Genomic DNA, 632 nt, shown 5'->3' with positions numbered 1-632 from the left:
GTTTCGCCGCGATCGCCGAAACTTGCGAGTTCGTCACACGCTGTTGAAGCAGTTCGCCCGCCATGGTTTCCAGCCCGTGCAGCATCTCGAACGTGGCGACGAGATCGTCGAGATCGATCTCGGCCACGCGATAACCGATGTACTGCCTATGCGTGACGCGCCCTTCCGAGGTCAGCACCTTTAATGCCTCGCGAAGAGGTGTCTTCGATACGTCGAACGCGGCGCTCAACTCCTTCTCGTCGATTCGGGCACCGGGCGGCAGTTCGCCCTCGTCGATCATGACGCGCAGGCGCGCGGCGATCTCCGCAGCCATGCCGCGGGTGCGCAAAAGGAGAGGGCTTCTGGTGGTCTGGTTCATCGCAGTGCAAGCTTATCACGAACTTGGTGAAAACCCTGCACCGCATCCGTGCTGTCTATTTTTCAATAAAACCAAGCGTTTACACTGTTTGTAATTATAAATTTCTAATCTTATACTCTGCTTCACGTTGCGCGACGTCACGAAAACATCCGTCTATCCTGGAGCCCGTTCATGTCTTCAACATCCGGTGTTGCCGCAATGGCGGTGGGAAAGTCCACCGTCCGCTGGAAGATTTTCGTCGTCATGCTGAGCCTTATCGCGATCAACTACATCG

At 55.7% G+C, this 632-nt stretch carries 1 protein-coding gene; it reads right to left on the bottom strand.

Going from position 1 to position 632, the window contains the following annotated elements; translation table 11 throughout:
* On the bottom strand, nt 1–313 hold a 313-nt coding region (locus tag AWB67_RS39130; protein ID WP_143746853.1), incomplete at its 3' end, for a GntR family transcriptional regulator.
* Nucleotides 314–632 lie beyond the last annotated feature (319 nt).

The sequence above is a fragment of the Caballeronia terrestris genome (assembly GCF_001544515.1).
In the GTDB taxonomy this organism is placed as follows: domain Bacteria; phylum Pseudomonadota; class Gammaproteobacteria; order Burkholderiales; family Burkholderiaceae; genus Caballeronia; species Caballeronia terrestris.
The sequence above is the reverse complement of the archived record's forward strand: the minus strand, read 5'-3'. Positions and strand labels throughout refer to the sequence as shown.